The organism is Saccharopolyspora sp. 6V (genome assembly GCF_020176785.1).
Lineage (GTDB): Bacteria > Actinomycetota > Actinomycetes > Mycobacteriales > Pseudonocardiaceae > Saccharopolyspora_C > Saccharopolyspora_C gregorii.
In genome coordinates this window covers 1-19,928 of record NZ_JAIUKB010000068.1, presented here as the reverse complement: position 1 = coordinate 19,928, position 19,928 = coordinate 1, and the positions used below count along the sequence as shown (strand labels likewise).

The window sequence follows — 19,928 nt, the reverse complement described above, 5'->3', positions numbered from 1 at the left end:
CGTCGGCTACGAGTACTGCTTGCCCACCGATCGTATGAGATCTTGAGACTCCCTCGGGCCGAGCGCGGCGGCCTGGAGATGGCTCCACAACCGGTCGTACTGCGAGACCGCATCCTTGGCGTCGAGGTATCGAGCATCGTCGAAGCACTCGACGTAGACGAACTCCAGGGACGACGAGATCCCTGATACGGGAATCTGGAGCATGGTGAAGTCGTACGAGATCCCGCCCACGGGCGTTGCCGCTTCGAACGGCATGACCTGAAGATCCACGTTCGGTTGCATCGCGATCTTCACCAAGTGTTCCAGCTGATCCCGCATGACGGCGGCAGAACCGATCTGTCGTCTGATGCAGGACTCGGACAGGATGAACGCCAGGGTGGGCGGCTGAGGCTTGCTCAAGATCGCTTGACGCTCTTGTCGTGCCAAGGTACCTGCGTCGACGCTTTCCTCGTCTTCCCGGATGGACTTCGTGTCCAACGCCCGGATGTAGCCCTCGGTTTGGAGGAGTCCCGGCACGATCTCGGTCTGCGCGTGCCGAATGCTCTCCGCGTCCGTCTCCAGGTCGACGTACATCCGGAACCATTCCGGGAACACCGCCCGGTATCCGGTCCAGCGGCCGCGGGTGCTGCGGGTGCGGGCGAGCTCGAACATCCACTGCATGTCGGCGGGGTCCACGCCGTAGAACTCCAGCAGCAGCTTGAGATCGCCCTTGGTGATGCCGCCCTGGCCGAGTTCCAGCCGGGAGATCTTGCTGTGTGCGCAGTCGAGTTCCTTCGCGGCTTCGTGCTGCTCGAAACCGGCCTTCTGCCGTGCGTGGCGCAGCTCGTTGCCGAGCTGGAGCCGGCGCACCGTCGGTGTCGCCATCCCGCCTCCGTCGTGATCTTCATGGGCCTGATCAGTCTCCCGCGATCAGCAATCACAGCGGAACTACACGATCAGGCGACTAGCTAAACCGCATTTGCGGAAATAGCTTTGCGCCATCGTTGATCGACAAGGGGGTACGGATCTCCTCGACGCAAGGCCCGCTCGTGCTGGTGCTCATGGGCGCCACCGCCGCGGCGCCGTGGGCGGCGCTCGCGCTCGAATCGCGCACCGTCCGCGCGAAGCTCGCCCGCCGCAAGGCCCGGCGCACCCTGCGTGCCGCCGGATTCCGCACCGCAGCGGGAAGAACCGCGTCGATCACCGAACTCCCGGTGGGCCGCGCACCGGCGCGACCGGGCTCGATCGGCAGCGGGGGCGCGTTCCCGGCCGAGGGCGCGGCCGTCCGGGATGTGGCCACCGGCAGGGGTGCGGTCGTCCGGCGGAACTCGGCCATCGGGCGGCGTTCGGCGCTCGGACGCGCCGGCGCGGTCACGCCGCTGTTCTCCTCCACAGTGGACGGAGACGTTCCGGGTGCCCGCACCGTCCCCGCCGTCGCCCCGCCCGAGGACGTCTTCGTCAGCGTCGGCGCCGTCGTCGCGCTCCCCGACGAACCACCGGGACTCGCCGCGTGAGCCACGAACACCAGCCCGAACGCCACTTCTGGCTGCCCGTCCCGGATTCCGGCGACCTCGTGCGGCACGCGTTCCGCGGCAGGCGCTGGGAGAACCAGCCCGCCGAGGACTCGGTGTGCGGACGGCGGCTCGCGATGGCCCAGCCCTGCGAACTCGACTGGTGCCGCGCGCCCACCTGCCCCGACTGCAACGACACCCTGAAGAACGAGCGGCCCTGACCGCTCCCGCGAGACTCCCGGGGCGAGGTTCCCCTCTCCGACCCCTCGTCCCGGGAAGCCCGGCCGGTGCGGCGACCTCCCCGACAGCCCACCGGCCGGGCCCCCAGGTGAATGGCCCTTCCGCCCAGTCCTGGTAGGCGAATGGGTCACTCACCTGGCCGGGTCTCCGCGAATGCCCGACTCGCCCAGTCCCGGCGAGTGGGTCACTCACCTGGCGGGCCGCCGGGGACGCGAGGGCCCTTCGCGGTGGGGATTTTGCCGGAGCGGCAAGGTTCCGTGCGGATGACGCACTCCCGCGGTGAGACTGGCGCTCACCGACGAAAGGGCACCGATGAGCAGCACCGAAGCGCACGCGTTCTGGGACGACGTGCACGCCGCGCGACCCGAGCAGCGGCAGCCGACGCCGAACCTCCGGCTCACCGAGATCGTCCCCGGGCAGGCACCCGGCGATGCGCTGGAACTCGGTTGCGGCGGGGGCGGCGACGCGCTGTGGCTCGCCGAGCAGGGCTGGCGGGTCACCGCCGTGGACATCTCGGCCGTCGCCGCCGACCGGCTCACCGCGCTGGCGAACGCGCGCGGGCTCGGCGACCGGATCACCGCCGCTCGGCACGACCTCGGCGCCGGATTGCCTGCGGGCGAGTTCGACCTGGTCTGCGCGCACTACCTGCACACCCCGTTCGATCTCGACCGGGCGAGCGTGCTGCGCGCCGCCGCGCACGCGCTGCGCCCCGGCGGGCGGCTGGTGGTCGTCGACCACGGATCGATCGCGCCGTGGTCCTGGGACCAGAACCCGGACCTGCGCCACCCGCCGCCGCAGGAGGTCGCCGCCGATCTCGCCCTCGACCCGCGGACCTGGGCGGTCGAGCGCGCCGACTCGCCGCGGCGCACCGCCACCGGGCCGGACGGCAGCACCGCCGAACTCACCGACCACGTGCTGGTCATCCGCCGCGCCGACGGCTGAACCGGGCAGGGGGCACCCATGTCGGGGGGCGTCCTCGCGAGGGAACCGCGGAGAACCCGCGGGTGGTCGGGTTGATCGGGTGGTCGTCGGCTCAGCGGTTCCGCCGCTGACGAGGCGCGGACACGACCCGCGGCTCAACTTCCACGACGGGCGGCGAGCGCGGAGCAGCGCACTGGGCCGAACGCGGCGGAACCGATCCGCCGCACAGCCCCGTGCGCTGCTCTTTTCGTGTCATGACGGGGAAAAGTGGTGATCTCCGCAGCCCGCCCCGGAACAGTGAGCGCCGCGCTCCCGCGAGCACCGAGCGGGAGCACCGGATCTCGCCGACGCCGCCCGGAGATCCAGCGAGCGGCACACCGAGGGGTGCTCATGTTCCGACCCGGCAGGGCGCTGCCCGCACTCGCAGCAGCCGGACTGCTCGCCGCCACCGCGTGCGGCGACGTCGACGTTCCACCGCGCGAGCGGGACGGACTGCTGCTGCGGATCCGCACCGAACCGCCCGGACCCGGCAGCACGTCCGTCCCCGACTACAGCCTCTACGGCGACGGCACCGTGATCACACCGGGCGAACCGGTCGGATCGCTGCGCCCCTTCGCGGTCACCCGCCTCCGCGACACCGAGGTGGACCAGCGGTACCGGGCCGCGCACGAAGCGGGCCTCGCCGCCGACGAGACGCACGGCGACGCCGCCGTCCCCGGCGCCACCAGCATCCGCGTCGACCTCCGCTCCGGCGGCGAGGAACACCGCACCGAACTGGTCTTCACCGACCGGCCCGCCGGGCCACCGGAGCTCGTCGACTTCGTGCAGCGGCTCCGCACCGCGCCGCCCGCCGGCGCCGAACCGGCCGCGGACCGGATGGCCGTCATCGCCCACGACGCCGACAGCGCGCCGGGCGGGCGACCGTGGCCGTTCCCGTCCCCGGTGGCCGGATCGCGGGTGCCCGGCGGTCGCTGCACCGTGCTCACCGGTGGCGACGCGGCCACCGCCGCGACCTGGGCGCGCGAGACCGATCCCGGCACGCGGTGGGGGAGCGGCGGCGTCGGCTTCCGGCTGGTGTTCCGGCCGCTGCTGCCCGACGAAACCGGCTGCGCCGACCTCGACCCGCGCTGACCCGAACGCGGACGCGCCCTCCGTCCGGTGTGGACGGAGGGCGCGCGGTCACCGGATCAGCGCCAGTGGCGCAAGGCGTCCTGCAGGATCCGCGGCTGCTCCGGGCGCTCCGGGGCGATCGTCTCCGCACCCTCCGGCGTCGGCTGCGGCAGCGGTTCGCAGGTGACGTCCGGGCCCGCGCCGGGCTTGCGCTCCGGGAGCGCACCGGTGGTCAGGTACTCGGCGATGCGGTCGTCCACGCAGGCGTTGCCGGACAGCGAACCCGAATGCGTCGTGCCACCCGGCAGGCTGATCAAGCTCGCGCCGGGGAAGCGCTTCCGGGCCTCCAGCGCGCCGGGGAACGGGGTCGCCGCGTCCAGTTCCTCGCTGATCAGCAGCGCGCTGTCGACCTCCCCGCCGTCCACGTCCACCGGCTTCCCGGCGGGCGCGGGCCAGTTCCGGCAGGAGGCGTTGTACCAGGCGTTCGCCCACGTCTCGAACGGCGCCTGCGCGTGCGTCACCCAGTTGTCCGCGCGCCAGCGGCCCCACTCCCGCGGCCACTGCACGTCGGTGCACTGCACCGCGTTGTACACCGCGAAACCGTTGTCGTCGCCGGGAGTGTTGCTCGCGTCGTAGATGTCCACCAGCGGCTGCCATTCGCCGCGGTGCACCCAGCCCGCGAACGCCTTCGCCCGCTTGTCCCAGCCGGTCTGCCCGTAGCCCGCCGCCAGGAACAGGTCCGTCCACTCCGAGGAACCGATCTCCCCGCCCGCGGGCTGCGCCTCCAGCTTCGCGCGCTGCTCGTAGAACAGCCGCTCCACCTGATCACCCGTGGTGCCCAGGTGGTACACCGAGTCGTAGCGGGCCACCCAGTCGAAGAAGATGCCGATGTTGCGGTCGAACGCCACGTCCTGGTTCAGGTTCGCCCGGTACCAGACGTCCTCCGCGTTCACCACGCCGTCCAGCACCACGCGGCGCAACCGCTCCGGGTGCAGCGTGCCGTACACCTGCACCAGGTAGGTGCCGTAGGAGAAGCCGTAGTAGTTCAGCCGCTCCTGGCCGAGCGCCTTGCGGATGCTCTCCATGTCCTCGACGGAATCCGTCGTGCGCATGTGGTCCAGCAGCTCGTCGCCGGTGTTCCCGCACGCCGCCGCGTAACCGTCGGTGCGGGACAACCACTCCCGCTCCTTCTCCGGCGTCGTCGGCAGGTAGTCCGGCCGGTTGTGCGCGAAGTAGTCCGGGTCGCAGGACAGCGCCGGAACGCTCGACCCGACCCCGCGCGGATCGAAACCGACCCAGTCGTAGGCCGCGCCCGCCCCGTGCGGCACCGACTCGCCCAAGCCCGCCAGGTACAGGCCGGAACCACCGGGTCCGCCCGGGTTCAGCAGCATCACGCCCTGGTACTGGTCCTCGGGCACGGTGTGCTTCACCCGGGACACCGCCAGCGAGATGTGCTCCCCGCCGGGATTCGCGTAATCCAGCGGAACGTCGAGCATCCCGCATTCCGCGCCGGCCTCCTGCAAGGACTCGTCCTCGCACGGTCCCCAGGAAACGGGTGCGGGTTCGAAAGGGGGATTCGGTGCGGCGGAAGCCGCCGGTGCGCACAGCAGGCTCGCGGCCAGCAGGCCGGTCACCGCGGTCGCGGTCGCTGATTTCTGCACTTCGGTCCTCGATGTCCGTTTCCGGCGTCCGCTGCGGATCGCCGATCGGGCCAGTCTGCTCAGCGGACTCGCATTCCACCAGCGGTTTCCCGTATCCGCACGATTGCGTCCATTCCCAGTTGAACGGAATTCGGTGGGGAAGGGCTCACGGCCGCCAGGGGCTGCGCTGGTCGGTGATCGGGCGGGTGGGGTCCTCGTGGCTCGGGACGTCCGGCTCGTCCGCGCGCAGCGGGACCAGGCCCGCGGTGATCGCGCGCATGATGCGGTCGCGGGCGCGGCGGGCGTCACCGGGCCGGTGCGCGGACAGGTCGCTCAGGTCCACCGGGTCGCCGAAGTGCACCCGCAGCACCGGGCGCCGCCGGATCGCCGCGAACCAGGAGGACAGCAGCACCCGCACGTCCCGGAAGCCCTCGATGCGCAGCATCCCGTAGCACATCGCCTCGTGCGCACCCCACTGGCTGACCGGGATCACCGGTGCCGTCGAAGCCAGCGCCATCCGCGCCACACCGGTCTTGCCGCGCTCCGGCCACAGACCGGGCTCCAGGCTCAACCGGCCCTCCGGGTACACCAGCACCGGCCGCGGGTCCTCCTCCAAGGAGCGCACCACGTCGTCCAGCGCCTCCGCCGCGTTCGCCTTGCCGCGGTTCGCGCGGAGGTGCCCGCAGCGCCGCAGCACCGGACCCAGCACCGGCGCGTCGAACAGGCCGCCCGTCGCCAGGAACCGCAGCGCCAGCCGCCTGCGCCCGCACGCCGCCATCAGCACCAGCGCGTCGATGTTGCCGATGTGGTTCGCCGCCAGCAGCAGCGGCCCGCCGCGCAGCTCGTCCGGCACGTCGCCCGTGACCCGCAGGCGACCCGTCAGCAGGATCAGCGCCCGGTCGATCCGCAGCAGCACCCGCCACAGCAGGGGTGCCTGCGCGAACGAGCGCGCCCGGGACCGCGGGGACGCGCGCGGGGCACGAGGACTCGGCTCCAGAGGGCCAACGGGCTGGGCGACCATGACGACAGAGGATCGCACAAGCACCACCGGCACGAGCGCGGGACGTGAACATCCGAGGCAGATCGCCCGCGTGACCCCTGTGCCGCTTGTGACGCGAGGGGCACCGTCGAGATAACGTGAGACCCATGGCGGGCCGGACCACGAGCGGTGCCCAGCGCAAGAACCAGTCACAACAAGGTTCGAGGAGCCGGGCCCAGAGCTCACGACGAAGCTCAAGCGGCACCACGGGTGCGAAGAGCCGCAAGACCACCTCCGGCGGAGGCGGGCGCGGCTCCACCCACGCGCCGCGCCGCGCCCCGGCGAAGAAGAGCACCCAGCCCCGGGTCGGCGGTGTGCTCAGCCGCGCCAAGGACATCGATCCGGCGCACGGCCGGACCGGGCTCGCGATCATCGCGCTCGCCGCCGCCGTCATCACCGCCGCCGGGATCTGGTGGCACGCGGGCGGACCCGTCGGGCAGTGGCTCGACTGGGGGCTGCGCTTCGTCATCGGTGACGCCGTGCTGGTGCTCCCGGTCGTCGTCGCCGGTGTCGCGGTGTTCTTCGCGAGCACCGACCACAACCCGGAGGCGCGGCCGCGCGTCGTGCTCGGGTCCGTGCTGCTCGGCTGGAGCGCGCTCGGCGTGCTGCACATCGCCGAAGGCGCGCCCGGCGACTGGCTGGTCTGGCCGGAGGCCGGGGGAGTGCTCGGGTTCCTCGCGGGCGGGCCGCTCGCGCAGGGCCTCACCGGCTGGGTCGCGGTGCCCGTGCTGGTGCTCGTCGGCCTGTTCGGGCTGATGCTGCTCACCGACACCACGCTCGCCACCGTCCGCACCAAGCTGCTCGGCAGGCCCGTCGAGGACGGCGAACCGCTCACCGAAGAGGTCCAGCCGGAGACGGTGAAGCTGCGCCGCCCCTCCCGCCGCCGCCAGAGCTCCACGCCCGTCGACGACGAGGACACCGCCGCCGCCCCGAAGAAGGGCAAGGGCGGGACGAAGAAGATGGAGCAGCTGTCCCTCGACGACGTGCCCGAGGAAGCGCCCACGAAACCGCGCGGCAAGAAGGCCGCCGAAGTCCCCGCCGCCGCCGAAGCACCCGAAGAGCCGCCCGCCGACAACGGCAAGCTCACCATCAGCCGCGCCGTCGAAGGCGACTACAAGCTGCCGCCGCTGGACGCGCTCACCGGCGGCGACGCGCCCAAGACCCGCAGCAAGGCCAACGACTCCATGATCGAGGCCATCACCGCGGTCCTGGAGCAGTTCAACATCGACGCGCAGGTCACCGGCTTCGTCCGCGGGCCCACCGTCACCCGCTACGAGGTCGAGCTCGGGCCCGGCGTGAAGGTCGAGAAGATCACCGCGCTGACCAAGAACATCGCCTACGCCGCCGCCACCGACAACGTGCGGCTGCTCGCGCCCATCCCCGGCAAGTCCGCCGTCGGCATCGAGGTGCCCAACAGCGACCGGGATATGGTGCGGCTCGGCGACGTGCTGCGCTCCACCACCGCCTCCGGCGACCAGCACCCGCTGGTGATGGGCCTCGGCAAGGACATCGAAGGCCACATGGTCACCGCGAACCTGGCCAAGATGCCGCACCTGCTGTGCGCGGGCTCCACCGGCTCCGGCAAGTCCAGCTTCGTCAACTCGATGCTGGTGTCGCTGCTGGCGCGGGCCACGCCGCAAGAGGTCCGGATGATCCTCATCGACCCGAAGATGGTCGAGCTCACCCCCTACGAGGGCATCCCGCACCTGATCACGCCCATCATCACCCAGCCGAAGAAGGCCGCGGCCGCGCTCGGCTGGCTGGTGGACGAGATGGAACAGCGCTACCAGGACATGCAGGCCAACCGGGTGCGCCACATCGACGATTTCAACGCGAAGGTCCGCTCCGGCGACATCACCGCCCCGCCCGGCAGCGAACGCGAATACCGGCCGTACCCGTACATCCTCGCCATCGTCGACGAGCTCGCCGACCTGATGATGACCGCGCCGCGCGACGTGGAGGACGCGATCGTGCGGATCACGCAGAAGGCGCGCGCCGCGGGCATCCACCTGGTGCTGGCCACCCAGCGGCCCTCGGTGGACGTCGTCACCGGCCTGATCAAGACGAACGTGCCCTCGCGGCTCGCGTTCGCCACGTCCTCGCTCACCGACTCGCGGGTCATCCTCGACCAGCCCGGCGCGGAGAAGCTGATCGGCATGGGCGACGCGCTGTACCTGCCGATGGGCGCCGGACGGCCGCAGCGCGTGCAGGGCTCCTTCGTCAGCGACGAGGAGATCCACCGCGTCGTCTCCTACACCAAGGAGCAGGCCGAACCGGACTACACCGACGGCGTCACCGCCGCGAAGCCGGGCGAGCAGAAGGAGGTCGACTCCGACATCGGCGACGACCTCGACGTGCTGCTGCAGGCGACGGAACTCGTCGTCACCAGCCAGTTCGGGTCCACCTCCATGCTGCAGCGCAAGCTGCGCGTCGGGTTCGCCAAGGCCGGGCGGCTCATGGACCTGCTCGAATCGCGCAACGTCGTCGGGCCGTCCGAGGGGTCGAAGGCGCGCGACGTGCTCGTGAAACCCGACGAACTCGAAAACGCGCTGTACTCGATTCGTGGCGGACCGCCACCGGATTCCGAGGAGTGAGCGACGGGCCCGCCTAATTCCGGGGGGGCCGTCGTCGTTCCAGCGGTGATCTTCCTCTCCGAAATGGTCCCGACGTGTGCTTTTCACCGGCACGACACCGCCGTTCAGGGGAGTGGTGGAAATGTGCCAACGGGGTTCACGTCGTGATCACCGTCGGATATGTTCTGCGCCGCTCCTCGATCGAAGGGTTCGCGATGAACGGCAAGAAAGCACGAGCCGGTGCCGCCACCGCGCTGTCGGTGCTGCTGCTCGCCGGCTGGTACCAGGCGAACGCCTGGGCAGACCCGCCGGCCACCGACCCGGTGCCGATGGACGTCTCGAAGGGCGAGATGTTCCGGCAGGGCGGCAGCAGCTACCCGCGGCTGGTCCGGCTGGAGAACGGCGGCCTGGCGAACGGCCGCGTCCTGGCCAGCATGACGACCTACGTGGACAACGCCGGACGTGCGGTGATCTACGAGAGCACCGATGACGGGAAGTCCTTCCAGCCCGTCGGCGAGATCCGCGACCCGGCGGGCGAGAACGCCAAGGGCATGTGCTGCTCGACCCTCTACGAGCTGCCCCGCCAGGTCGGGGACATGCCCGCGGGAACCCTGCTGTGGGCGGGCACCGCGGGCGTCGGCGACGACGAGGAGAACCGCACCAGCAGCGTCCGGCTGTGGCGCAGCGACGACCACGGCCGGAACTGGACCTTCATGTCCGACGTCGTGGCGAAACCGCCGGGTCCGGGAATCTGGGAACCGGAGTTCACCGTCTCCGCGGAAGGCGATCTGGTCGCCTTCTACTCGGACGACATGGACCCGGCGCACGATCAGAAAATGGTGCAGGTCCGGTCGAAGGACGGCATCACCTGGACCGATGAACGCGATGCGATCAAGCAGGACGAATTCCGGGTCCGGCCGGGCATGGCGGGCGTTCGGCAATTGCCGGACGGCACGTACGTGATGACCTACGAGATGTGCAACTTCGACCCGGTGCACACCTGCACGGTGTGGATGCGGACCTCGCCGGACGGCTGGGACTGGGGCGACCCCTACGACCCCGGCACCGAGATCGTCTCGGACACGGGTGGGCAGCCGCTCGGCACGCCGACGATCACCTGGGCGCCGGGCGACGACCCGAACGGCAGGCTCGTCCTCGCCTACCAGATGCTCGGCGGGGACGAAGGCGGCTGGGCGCCCGGCAACGGCCGCACCCTGATGGTCAACGACCACCCGTCCGACCTGTCCACCGGCTGGCGCGAGATCGACGCCCCGGTGCACATCGACCACAACCAGGGCAGCACCTGCCGCGGGTTCAGCCCGTCCGTCCTCCCCACCGAGGATGGGAAGTCGCTGATCCACGTCGTCACGGACTTCGAGAAGTACATCGGCGGGCCGTGCGAGGCGTTCTTCGGCACCGGCCCCATCGACGGCGACGGCGACGCGGCGACCGCGGACACCGGCCGCACCCCGCTCGACCCGCGCCCCGGGCGCTGAGTTCTCCGGTATCCGCGCCTGTTGCGTGGTGCGCGCGTGGCGGAACCTCAGCGGTTCCCCCGCTGCGGGATCGTTTTCACCGGTGGCTCCGCCACAGGCGAAAACGCTGTCCTCGCGAGGGAACCGCTGAGAACCCGCGGGTGGTCCGGCTGCTTTGGTGGTCGCTGTTCAGCGGCTTCGCCGCTGACAGGAGAACGACACTCCCGCAGCGCAGGGGCGAGGGGCGGCGCGTCCACCCGGAACACTGCTGCGATCAGGTGCGCAGCGTCGCGTGGGACTCGGTCAGCTCGGCCAGCGAGGTGACGCCGAGCAGCCGCATCGTGCGCTCCACCTCGGTGCGCAGGATGTCCACCGCGCGCTGCGCGCCGCGCTCCCCGCCGGCCATCAAGCCGTACAGGTAGGCCCGCCCCACCAGGCAGGAGTCCGCGCCGCGCGCCACCGCGGCGACCACGTCCGCGCCGCTGAGGATCCCGGTGTCCAGCAGGATCTCCGCGCGGTCCCCGACGGCCTCCCGCACCCGCGGCAGCAGCTCCAGCATCGTCGGCGCCCGGTCCAGCTGGCGGCCGCCGTGGTTGGACAGCACCACCGCGTCCGCGCCCAGCTCCACGACCTTCGCCGCGTCGGCCGCGTTCTGCAGGCCCTTGATGACCAGCGGTCCGTCCCACGCCTCCCGCAGCCACTCGACGTCCGCGAAGCTCAACGAGGGGTCGAACATCTCGTTGATCAGCTCGGCGACGGTGCCCTCCCAGCGGTGGAAGGAGGCGAACGACAGCGGTTCGGTGGTGAGCAGGTTGAGCCACCACGCCGGGTGCAGCGCCCCGTCCGCGATCGTCTTCACCGTCAGCGACGGCGGGATCGTCAACCCGTTGCGCACGTCCCGCAGCCGCGCGCCCGCCACCGCGGTGTCCACGGTGAGCATCAGCGCCTCGTACCCGGCGGCCTGCGCGCGCTGCACCAGGTCGCGGCTGGCCGCGCGGTCCCGCCACACGTACAGCTGGAACCACTTGCGGGCGCGCGGCGCGGCGGCGGCGAGGTCCTCGACGGAGGTGGTGCCCATCGTCGACAGGGCGTACGGGATGCCCGCGCGCTCGGCGACCCGCGCCACCGCGGGCTCGCCCTCGTGGTTCATCATCCGGGTGAAACCGGTCGGGGCCAGCGAGAACGGCAGCGCGGAGTGCTCGCCCAGCACCGTCGTGCTCGTGTCCACCGTGGACACGTCGCGGAGCACGGAGGGGTGGAACTCGACGTCGTGGAACGCGCGCCGGGCCCGCCGCAGGCTCGTCTCGCTCTCGGCGGCGCCGTCGGTGTAGTCGAAGACCGCGCGCGGGGTGCGGCGGCGCGCGATGGCGCGCAGGTCCGCGATGGTGTGCGCGTTCGACAGCCGCCGCTCGGTGGGGTTCAGCTTCGGCGGCTCCACCCGCAGCAGCGGGCGCAGCTCGGACCAGCGGGGGATCTGCCGCCGCACCATCGGGCACCGTCCTTCCACGTCGTCGTGATCGACGTGGCCGACCCTATCCGGCGGCAGCGCCCGGAGGCACCGCCGAAGACGAGCGGGGGCGGCCACCTGGTGACCGCGCCCGCTCCTCGCCCGGGCCTCGATCAGCACCGCCGATCGAACCTCGATCAGCACCGCCGATCGAACCTCGATCAGCTTGCCGACCAGTCCCCGGGCCACCCGCCGATCAGGCCTGGAACAGCACCCGCTCGCCGCTGCGCGTCTTCGCCTCGAAGCCGATGACGCGCCCGGAGTCGGCCTGCACCGGGGTGATCTCGGCCTGCTCGACCGCGTCCGCGGTGGAGGTGCCCGCGCCGCCGAACTGGCGCACCGCCGCGTAGTAGACGTTCGCGGCCGCCTTGCACAGCCCGTCGTCGGCGCAGACCGAGTACATGTCCGCCTTGAAGTTGTCGTCGACGCGCAGCCGGCCGTCGTCGGTGAACCGGCCCTGCGCCTTGTAGTTGCGGTAGCCGAAGTCGTGCCGGTCGCAGCTGGTGGAGAAGTCGAAGCCCAGCGGCTCGTCCGGCGAGTAGGAACAGCTGTCCGAGGACCAGTCCAGCTGGTCGGCGTGCGGCTGCTCGGACCGCAGGTCGACGAAGTCGTCCAGCGAGGTCTCGAACAGGTACTGGTCGGTGATCTGCCGCAGCTCGCCGTCGGACAGGTCCGCGTGCGCGGTACCTGCGGACAGCAGCAGCACGGCGCCCGCGGCAGCGGAAGCGACGAGGCCGCGGCGGATTCGTGCGGAACGGAACACGAGGTCTCCTCGGGTCAGGGTGGGGCCTGCACAGATCACCCAGTGTTATAGCGGTTGCACGCGGTGCGCGCGGGACTGATCGGGTTTTCAGCAGGTGAACCGGGGATGTCGCGACGGCCGGAGCAGCCCGGCCGGCGCGGCTAGGCTGGTGATCACCACGAGCGGAGGGGGACCGGTGCGGCTCAGCACGACGGTGTTCGGCGACGGCCCGCGCGAGGTCGGCCTGGTGCACGGGCTCGGCCAGTCCGGGGCGCTGTGGGAGGACTTCGCCGCGCCGCTGGCGGCGAGCGGGCACACGGTGATCGCGGTGGACCTGCGCGGCCACGGCGACAGCCCGCGGGGTTCCTCCTACCTGGTCGACGACTTCGCCGCGGACCTGGTCGACACGTTGCCCACCGGGCTGGACGTGCTGGCCTGCCACTCGCTGGGCGGGGCGATCGTGCCGCGCGCGATCGGCCGGCTCGCGCCGAAGCACGCGCTGTACCTGGATCCCGGGTTCCGGCTGGCGCTGCCGACGAGCGGGCTCCGGGCGCGGCTGTTCTGGGCGGCGCCGCTGGTCGGCCTGCTGATCAGCGCGCTGGGCCGCCGCGACCAGCGGCGCCGCGCGGAGGCCGCGCACACCCCGCGCACCCGGGAGCTCACCGCGCGGGCGAAGCGGGGCTTCGACCGGAGCATGATCAGCGCGGTGTACCGGGACATCGCCCACCACCCGTTCCCGGCCGCCGCGCCGGAGGTCCCCAGCACCGTCGTCCTCTCCGGCGAAGGCGAAGCGGTCGTGCCCGCCGACCTCGCCGCCGACCTGGCCCGCCACGGCTGGGACGTCCGCCGCCTGTCCGAACTCACCCACGAGTTCTGGCTGGAGAACGCCGACAGGACCACCGAAGCCGTCGCCGACCTCTTCTGACCCGGGTCCGCCCGATGGTGTCGGCGCGGACACGCCCGTCGAGGTACCTCCGGGCTGTTCTTTGCGGTTAACTTGCACGAGAATGCTCGAAGCTCGACCTCGGAAGGTGTCCCATGCTCCGGAGCTTCCGGCTCGGCAACCACCGCTCGTTCGCGGAGGAGCAGGAGTTGCTGCTGATGCCTGCCTACGACAGGACGCGCGAAGTCCTGCCGGTGGCGGCGATCTACGGGGCCAACGCCTCGGGCAAGTCCAACCTGCTGGACGGGCTGCGGTTCATGCGGTCGGCAGTGGTGGATTCCTTCGGCCACTGGGACGCGGACGGTGACGATGGTGTGCCGAGGCGACCGTTCCGGCTCGACCCCGCGCTACGAGCAGAACCTTCGACCTTCGTCGTCGAGCTGCTCATCGAGTCCGTCCGCTACACCTACGGGTTCGTCCTGGACGACTCCGCCGTGCGCGAGGAGTGGCTCTACTCGTATCCGGAGAACCGGCGCCGGGTGCTCTTCGAACGCGAAGGTCGCGAGGTGAAGTTCGGCTCGACCGTCCGGACGGCGAAGGTCAAGCGCGAGGTGCTGGAGGAGATGACCAGGGAGAACGCCCTGCTGCTCTCCGTGGCAGGGCAGTCCCGGTTCGAGGAGGTCCAGCCGGTTCACCGGTGGTTCGTGCGCACCTTGCGCTTCCGGCGATCCGCGGCGGGCCGCCCGGCGATGTTCGGAGCTCGACGACTCGCCGGATTCCTGGAGCGCGACGACGCGTCGAGGGAGCAGGTGTTGAACCTGATCCGAGCGGCGGACCTCGGTATCGCGGATGTCCAGGTGGAGCGACGCGAAGATCGCAGCCTGATCGATTCGTACCTCGGGCGCGCGAAGCGGGCCGAGGAAGCGGGCGAATCCGAGGAAGCGGACCGCTTGAAAGCCCGCATTGCCGAACTGGAGGCTCGCGGCCTGGATGTGGAGATGCTGCTCAAGTTCGCGCACGCGGAAGGCGGCGGCGAGCTGTTCGAGCTCCGAGACGAATCGCAAGGCACGCAGCAGTGGGTCGGGCTGCTGCCGGTAGTCCTGTCCGCGCTCCACGACGGCTCCGCCCTCGTCGTCGACGAGATCGACACCAGCCTGCACCCGTTGCTCACCTCCCGGCTGATCGGACTGTTCCGCGACGAGCGGATCAACACACGCCAGGCCCAGCTGATCCTCACCACCCACGACACGAGCCTGCTCGGCACGATGCTCGACGAGGAGTCCCTCCCACGTGATTCGGTGTGGTTCGTGGAGAAGGACCGCGCCGGGCGGAGCTCGCTCTACGCGCTGTCCGACTTCAAACCGCGCAAGGGCGAGAACCACGAACGGCGCTACCTGCACGGCAGTTACGGCGCGGTCCCGTTCACGGCGGCCGAGCGATTCGCGGAGGCGTTCGGGGTCGACCGGTGACCCGCCGGGAGAACAGGGGCGGTCGTCGTCGGCCCAAGGCGAAGATCAGGCTGGCCGTGTCCAACCCGTGCATCGAGTACTGGCTGCTCCTGCACTTCGAGGAGTACGACGGCGCGTTGCTCGACTACGCGGCGGCCGCGCGCAGGCTCAAGCGCCACGTGCGCCACTACGCGAAGGCGTCGATCGCCTTCGACGACTACCGGGAAGGCCTCGCGGACGCCCGCGCGCGGGCGGAGCGCAGGTGCGAGCACGAGTGCGAGCACCAGCGGAACCCGTCCAGCGGGGTCTGGCGCTTGGTCGACGTGATGGACGGGCGCCCCGGCTGAGCCGGGTCAGCGGGGGAGTTCGAGGAGCATCCGGGTGTTGCCGAGGGTGTTGGGCTTGACGTAGGGCAGGTCGAGGAATTCGGCGACGCCTTCGTCGGCGGAGCGGCGCATCTCGTCGTAGACGTCGGGGGAGACCGGGGCGCCGTCGATCGGGCGGAAGCCGTGGCGGCCGAAGAACGAGGTCTCGAAGGTGAGCACGAAGACCCGGGCCAGCCCGAGCTCGCGCGCCAGGCCGACGAGCCTGCCGACGACCTGGTGGCCGACGCCGCGGCCGCGGGCCAGCGGGTCGACGGCGACGGTGCGGATCTCGGCCAGGTCCTCCCACAGCACGTGCAGCGCCCCGCAGCCCACCAGGCGGGGCGCCCCGGCCTCGCCGGCCAGTTCGGCGACCCAGAACTCCTGGACGTGCTCGTAGAGCGTCACGAGTTCCTTGGCCAGCAGTACCTTGCCCGCGTACGAGTCGACCAGGGCCTTGATCCCCCGGACGTCGTCGACCCGAGCACGCCGAATCGATATCGCCCCAGTCGCATAGTCATGCATGGCGGGAATGCTACCTTTCCCGCGCCACGCGGGTCGACGCTCCGCGACGAACGCAACGCGACCGCACACCGGCCCGCCGCGGGGCGAGGTCATCACCCGGCGTGAACCCGATCCCGGGCCGCCGCCCGCCGGTGCGCTCAGCGGACCTGCGGGCCGCTCGCCGGGCGCGGGCGCAGGGCCGCCGGACCCGGCGGCTAACCTCGGGTCATGCCAGCAGGGTCCACACCGCGCCGAGTGTCCATGGTCACTCTGGGTTGCGCGCGCAACGAAGTCGATTCCGAAGAGCTCGCGGGAACCCTGCACGAGCACGGGTGGGACCTCGTCGACGGCGCCGACTCCGCGGACGTCGTGGTCGTCAACACCTGCGGATTCGTCGAATCCGCGAAGAAGGACTCGGTGGACACGCTGCTGGCCGCCTCCGACACCGGCGCGAAGGTCGTCGCCGTCGGCTGCATGGCCGAGCGCTACGGCCAGGAGCTCGCCGAGCAGATGCCGGAAGCCGACGCCGTGCTCGGCTTCGACCACTACGGGCAGCTCGCCGAACGGCTCGACGACGTGATCGAGGGCAAGCCCCTCGCCTCGCACCAGCCGCGGGACCGCCGCACCATGCTGCCGATCACCCCGGTCGCGCGGCCCGCCGCCGCCACCGAGGTCGCCGTGCCGGGCCACGGCTGGGTGCCTTCCACCCGGGTGAGCAGGCGCAGGCTGGACAACGCGCCGGTCGCCTCGCTCAAGCTCGCCTCCGGCTGCGACCGGCGGTGCACCTTCTGCGCCATCCCCGCCTTCCGCGGTTCCTTCCTGTCCCGCAAGCCCGACGAGATCCTCGGCGAGGCGGCCTGGCTGGCTACCCAGGGCGTGCGGGAGCTGTTCCTGGTCAGCGAGAACTCCACCTCCTACGGCAAGGACCTCGCCGACCCGCGCGCCCTGGAGGCGCTGCTGCCGCGGCTCGCCGGGATCGACGGCATCGACCGGGTGCGGGTGTCCTACCTGCAGCCCGCCGAGACCCGTCCCGGGCTGGTCCGCACCATCGCCGCCACGCCCGGCGTCACACCCTACTTCGACCTGTCCTTCCAGCACGCCAGCGAGACCGTGCTGCGGCGGATGCGGCGCTTCGGCTCCACCGAGTCCTTCCTCGGGCTCATCGAGCAGATCCGGGAGCTCGCGCCCGAAGCGGGCATCCGCAGCAACGTGATCGTCGGGTTCCCCGGCGAGACCGAGGAGGACTACGCGGAACTGGGCGACTTCCTCACCAGGGCCCGGCTGGACGCCGTCGGCGTGTTCGGCTACTCCGACGAGGACGGCACCGAGGCCGAGGGCTTCGACGGCAAGCTCGACGAGGACGTCATCGCCGAACGCGTCACCGAGCTGTCCGCGCTCGTCGACGAGCTCACCGACCAGCGCGCCGAAGACCGCATCGGCGAGCAGGTGCGGGTCCTGGTCGAGCGCGGCGCCGATCACGAGGACGGCTGCGCGGGCCGCGCCGAGCACCAGGGGCCCGAGGTGGACGGCGAATGCCTCGTCGTCGATCCTGGGAACGTCGTCGTCGGCGACGTGCTCCGCTGCGAAGTGGTCGGCAGCGAAGGCGTGGATCTCGTGGTCCGCCCGACCGGCGATGCCGAACGGCAACCGTCCGGGGGGACGACATGAGCGCCGACGGCGCGGCTTCGGGAGCGGGGCCCGACACCCGTCCGGTGCCGCTGCTCAACATCGCCAACGTGCTCACCGTGTCCCGGCTGCTGCTGGTCCCGGTGTTCCTGGTGGCGCTGCTGCGGGAGGACGGCCACCAGCCGCTGTGGCGCTGGGTGGCGCTGGCGGTGTTCCTCGTCGCCGCCATCACCGACCGCATCGACGGCGAGCTCGCCCGCAGGCGCGGCCTCATCACCGACTTCGGCAAGATCGCCGACCCGATCGCGGACAAGGCGCTGACCGGAGCCGCCCTGGTCGGGCTCAGCCTCGTCGGCGACCTGCCGTGGTGGGTCACGCTGTTGATCATCGCACGTGAGCTGTTCGTCACACTGCTGCGGTTCTGGGTGATCCGGCACGGCGTGATCCCGGCCAGCCGCGGCGGCAAGCTCAAGACGCTGCTGCAGGCCATCGCGATCGTCGCCTACCTGCTGCCGCTGGGTGAGCTGATCGACCCGCTGCGCTGGGTCATCATGGGCGCCGCGGTGCTGGTCACGGTCGTGACCGGGCTCGACTACGCGGTGCGGGCCTGGCGGCTGCGCGCAATGGGCAGGCGCACCGGGGGCGCGGGCTCGTGAACGCCGCCGCCGAACTCCTCGGCCTCCTCCGCGACCGCGGGGAGACCGTCGCCACCGCCGAATCGCTCACCGCGGGCCTGCTCGCGGTCACGCTCACCGACGTGCCCGGCGCCAGCGACGTGGTGCGCGGCGGGCTGATCGTCTACGCCACCGACCTCAAGGAACGGCTCGCCGGAGTGGACGCGGAACTGCTGACCCGCGGCGGTGCCGTGCAGCCCGCCGTCGCCGAACAGCTGGCCACCGGCGCCCGCGAGCGCTGCGCCGCGACCTGGGGCGTCGGCCTCACCGGAGTCGCCGGACCCGATCCGCAGGACGGCGCGGAACCCGGCACCGTGCACCTCGGATTCGCCGGCCCGAACGGGACGAACGTGCTGTCCACCAAGCTCGCCGGTGATCGCGCCGGAGTGCGGGCGGCGGCCGTTCGAGTGGCGTTGGAACACTTCACGACAGTGCTGCGTTGAACGTCCCGGACGTGTCCGCGCGCCCCAGCGCTGCGGAATCGTCGCCGAACCGCGCACGCGTGGTGGCGCCGAGAACGTTCGCCCTCGGCGGATTGGCGGATGATCGCTCTCGCGACGGCGTTGCGATGAGTAACGTAGGGGGCGTTGACGCGTAGCGCACGATGTAAGCGACGAAGGAGGGAGGCGCGCGATGACCGTGTTGTTGCGGGAAGCAGTCGGTGAAAGGCTGCGCCGCGCCCGGACCGCTCAATCTCGTACGCTGCGAGATGTCTCGCGCGCCGCCCGGGTGAGCCTCGGCTACCTCTCGGAAGTGGAGCGGGGACGCAAGGAGGCTTCGAGCGAACTGCTGGCCTCGATCTGCGGTGCATTGGACCTGCCGCTGCCCGAACTGCTCGTCACGGTCGCGGGTGACCTCGACGGGTCGGGCACCGTGCTCACCCCGGCGATGGTCGAACAGCGCGGCGCCGCCGACTTCGACGGTGGCCGCCTGGTGCCGAGCCTGATGGGTGCCGACCTCGCCGACACCGAGCTGTCCGGTGCCGACTTCGCCGACGCCGAAACCGCGGGCGTCGAGGCGCAGCTCTCCAGCGAGGACCTCACCGAGGAGCACCGCCTGCAGCCGGTGCTCAGCCAGCGGATCAGCGCACCGGTGCGCAGTTCCGGTGGCGTGGTCGTCGCCGCCTGACATCCGTGGTCGCGCGGGGTGGTGCACCCCACCGCCCCGCGCGCGGCGGAACCTCCTCGCGCCCTCGTGCGTTGATCGGGTGGACCGCGTGGAACCGCGGCCGCGACCCGGGCGCGGGCCCGGTCGGCGGTGCTGGTTCGATCATGGCGTGACCGCTCGGGGGTCACCGGGGGAAAATCCCGGAGATCTTCGCATCCTGGTGGAACCGGACACCGTGCCCTGACACGATGGGTTCGGCGGCACCATGAGAATGGGACACGACACGGCTGGAACCGGCACGCGCCGGACCTCGGGCATCGGGTCGAGGTCCGCGGTCGCGACACGCGCACGGGCAGCACCGGCAGGAGAGAAGGCAGGCGGAGGAGATGGCCAATCCGTTCGTGAAGTTCTGGAAGTACCTGATGGCGTGGGGGGGGGGGGGCGAAACACCCCCAACCCCCCCCCCCCCGGGGGGGCACCCCAACAATAAAACCCCCCGAACACACCCCCCCCGACCACCCAACCCCAACCCCCCCAAAAAACGGACTTAACCCAAACCAAATTTACCCCCTAGCGCCCCCCCCACA

Annotated in this window: 19 protein-coding genes; 13 read left to right on the top strand and 6 right to left on the bottom strand. The window is 71.4% G+C overall.

Annotated elements, in window-relative coordinates; translation table 11 throughout:
* Positions 1–6: 6 nt before the first annotated feature.
* A complete protein-coding gene (locus LCD35_RS14355) occupies positions 7–864 on the bottom strand; it encodes a helix-turn-helix transcriptional regulator (protein WP_225044325.1) in 858 nt (285 codons plus the stop codon).
* Positions 865–983: 119 nt separating this feature from the next.
* Here LCD35_RS14355 and LCD35_RS14350 point away from each other — a divergent pair, with 119 nt between their 5' ends.
* The 4 genes from LCD35_RS14350 (at position 984) to LCD35_RS14335 (ending at position 3,782) form a co-directional block, all read left to right on the top strand.
* Positions 984–1,493, top strand: coding sequence for a hypothetical protein (locus LCD35_RS14350; protein WP_224959787.1), 510 nt, complete (start codon positions 984–986; stop codon positions 1,491–1,493).
* Positions 1,490–1,711, top strand: coding sequence for a hypothetical protein (locus tag LCD35_RS14345; protein ID WP_224959786.1), 222 nt, complete (start codon positions 1,490–1,492; stop codon positions 1,709–1,711). Before LCD35_RS14350 ends, LCD35_RS14345 begins: the two co-directional genes overlap by 4 nt.
* Positions 1,712–2,042: 331 nt before the next feature.
* A complete protein-coding gene (locus LCD35_RS14340) occupies positions 2,043–2,672 on the top strand; it encodes a bifunctional 2-polyprenyl-6-hydroxyphenol methylase/3-demethylubiquinol 3-O-methyltransferase UbiG (protein WP_224959785.1) in 630 nt (209 codons plus the stop codon).
* 369 nt (positions 2,673–3,041) lie between these two features.
* On the top strand, positions 3,042–3,782 hold the full coding sequence (locus LCD35_RS14335) for a hypothetical protein (RefSeq protein ID WP_224959784.1): 741 nt from the start codon (positions 3,042–3,044) through the stop codon (positions 3,780–3,782).
* Between the two features lie 56 nt (positions 3,783–3,838).
* On the opposite strand, the gene LCD35_RS14330 is transcribed toward LCD35_RS14335, so the two are convergent.
* Positions 3,839–5,422, bottom strand: a complete 1,584-nt coding sequence (locus LCD35_RS14330; RefSeq protein ID WP_225044324.1) for an alpha/beta hydrolase — start codon at positions 5,420–5,422, stop codon at positions 3,839–3,841.
* Positions 5,423–5,567: 145 nt separating this feature from the next.
* Positions 5,568–6,311, bottom strand: coding sequence for a 1-acyl-sn-glycerol-3-phosphate acyltransferase (locus LCD35_RS14325; protein WP_224959824.1), 744 nt, complete (start codon positions 6,309–6,311; stop codon positions 5,568–5,570).
* A 236-nt stretch (positions 6,312–6,547) separates the two neighbouring features.
* On the opposite strand from LCD35_RS14325, the gene LCD35_RS14320 reads away from it, so the two are divergent.
* Entirely contained in the window at positions 6,548–9,034 is a 2,487-nt protein-coding gene (locus LCD35_RS14320) for a DNA translocase FtsK (protein WP_225044323.1), read from the top strand.
* A 143-nt stretch (positions 9,035–9,177) separates the two neighbouring features.
* Complete coding sequence (locus tag LCD35_RS14315) at positions 9,178–10,509, top strand: sialidase family protein (protein ID WP_224961150.1); 1,332 nt, start codon at positions 9,178–9,180, stop codon at positions 10,507–10,509.
* Positions 10,510–10,762: 253 nt separating this feature from the next.
* Here the strand turns inward: LCD35_RS14315 and LCD35_RS14310 are convergent, their stop codons facing one another.
* Together LCD35_RS14310 and LCD35_RS14305 are read right to left on the bottom strand one after the other, a co-directional pair.
* Complete coding sequence (locus tag LCD35_RS14310) at positions 10,763–11,977, bottom strand: alpha-hydroxy acid oxidase (protein WP_224961152.1); 1,215 nt, start codon at positions 11,975–11,977, stop codon at positions 10,763–10,765.
* A 214-nt stretch (positions 11,978–12,191) separates the two neighbouring features.
* Positions 12,192–12,758, bottom strand: coding sequence for a phospholipase (locus LCD35_RS14305; protein WP_224966777.1), 567 nt, complete (start codon positions 12,756–12,758; stop codon positions 12,192–12,194).
* Between the two features lie 175 nt (positions 12,759–12,933).
* On the opposite strand from LCD35_RS14305, the gene LCD35_RS14300 reads away from it, so the two are divergent.
* The 3 genes from LCD35_RS14300 (at position 12,934) to LCD35_RS14290 (ending at position 15,415) form a co-directional block, all read left to right on the top strand.
* Positions 12,934–13,662: an alpha/beta fold hydrolase gene (locus LCD35_RS14300; protein ID WP_224966778.1), complete on the top strand. Its 729-nt coding sequence runs from the start codon at positions 12,934–12,936 to the stop codon at positions 13,660–13,662.
* Between the two features lie 113 nt (positions 13,663–13,775).
* Positions 13,776–15,089, top strand: coding sequence for an ATP/GTP-binding protein (locus LCD35_RS14295; RefSeq protein ID WP_224961158.1), 1,314 nt, complete (start codon positions 13,776–13,778; stop codon positions 15,087–15,089).
* A complete protein-coding gene (locus LCD35_RS14290; protein WP_225044322.1) occupies positions 15,086–15,415 on the top strand; it encodes an RloB family protein in 330 nt (109 codons plus the stop codon). The genes LCD35_RS14295 and LCD35_RS14290 overlap by 4 nt, the downstream gene beginning before the upstream one ends.
* 6 nt (positions 15,416–15,421) lie before the next feature.
* Here LCD35_RS14290 and LCD35_RS14285 read toward each other — a convergent pair whose 3' ends face one another.
* The gene (locus tag LCD35_RS14285; protein ID WP_224961162.1) at positions 15,422–15,955 is read right to left on the bottom strand and encodes an amino-acid N-acetyltransferase; all 534 of its coding nucleotides are present in this window, start codon (positions 15,953–15,955) and stop codon (positions 15,422–15,424) included.
* A gap of 207 nt (positions 15,956–16,162) precedes the next feature.
* Between LCD35_RS14285 and rimO the strand changes: the two genes are divergently transcribed.
* The 4 genes from rimO to LCD35_RS14265 all read left to right on the top strand — a co-directional run bounded on the left by rimO (position 16,163) and on the right by LCD35_RS14265 (position 19,362).
* A complete protein-coding gene (gene rimO / locus LCD35_RS14280) occupies positions 16,163–17,602 on the top strand; it encodes a 30S ribosomal protein S12 methylthiotransferase RimO (RefSeq protein WP_225044321.1) in 1,440 nt (479 codons plus the stop codon).
* Positions 17,599–18,216, top strand: coding sequence for a CDP-diacylglycerol--glycerol-3-phosphate 3-phosphatidyltransferase (gene pgsA / locus LCD35_RS14275; RefSeq protein ID WP_224966780.1), 618 nt, complete (start codon positions 17,599–17,601; stop codon positions 18,214–18,216). The genes rimO and pgsA overlap by 4 nt, the downstream gene beginning before the upstream one ends.
* Positions 18,213–18,677, top strand: a complete 465-nt coding sequence (locus LCD35_RS14270; protein WP_225044320.1) for a CinA family protein — start codon at positions 18,213–18,215, stop codon at positions 18,675–18,677. Before pgsA ends, LCD35_RS14270 begins: the two co-directional genes overlap by 4 nt.
* Before the next feature lie 190 nt (positions 18,678–18,867).
* Positions 18,868–19,362, top strand: coding sequence for a helix-turn-helix domain-containing protein (locus tag LCD35_RS14265; RefSeq protein WP_224961170.1), 495 nt, complete (start codon positions 18,868–18,870; stop codon positions 19,360–19,362).
* Positions 19,363–19,928: the final 566 nt, after the last annotated feature.